The organism is Lysinibacillus sp. OL1, from assembly GCF_004332175.1.
GTDB classification, from domain to species: domain Bacteria; phylum Bacillota; class Bacilli; order Bacillales_A; family Planococcaceae; genus Lysinibacillus; species Lysinibacillus capsici.
This window is the reverse complement of record NZ_SJDS01000041.1, coordinates 1-482: the sequence shown is the minus strand read 5'-3', so window position 1 is coordinate 482 and position 482 is coordinate 1. Positions and strand designations below refer to the sequence as shown.

At 63.1% G+C, this 482-nt stretch carries 1 protein-coding gene; it reads right to left on the bottom strand.

What is annotated here, in order from left to right; all coding sequences use genetic code 11:
- Positions 1–129 precede the first annotated feature (129 nt).
- A partial coding sequence (locus tag EW028_RS24345) for a hypothetical protein (protein WP_227745021.1) occupies positions 130–482 on the bottom strand: 353 nt, incomplete at its 5' end.

The window sequence follows — 482 nt, the reverse complement described above, 5'->3', positions numbered from 1 at the left end:
CACTGTCGCCGGTGAAGCTGAGCCACTGTGCCAGCGTGGACACTCCGGCACCGCCTTTGGAGCCCATCAGCCACACCGCAGGACCGGGACGGTCGACCGACATCGGAGCTTCGAGAACATCGCCTGCGCTCATGCCATTTTCCCTTTCTGATCGGAGTTCTCGGCTGTAGCAGGGGCTTTGAGGCTGCCCAGAACATCGAGTGCATCCGTCCAGGCATCGAGGGTCGAGGCAGCGAGTTCGCGGTGATCGATCACTCCCGGACGAGCGAGAGCCGGATCGAACGGGACCTCGACGTAACCTGCGATCTGCGGAGTCAGGGCCGCCTTGATCGGCGCCAAATTGACTGGCGATCTGGGCATCTGGTGAGAGATGACGACGATGGTGTCTTCGAGGGTCGCAGCGCCGTATGTCGCCATCAGCCACTTCATCGCTTCCCTCATCCGGCTCAGCGGTTCGGTGCGCGCCGGAGCGACGACGACCA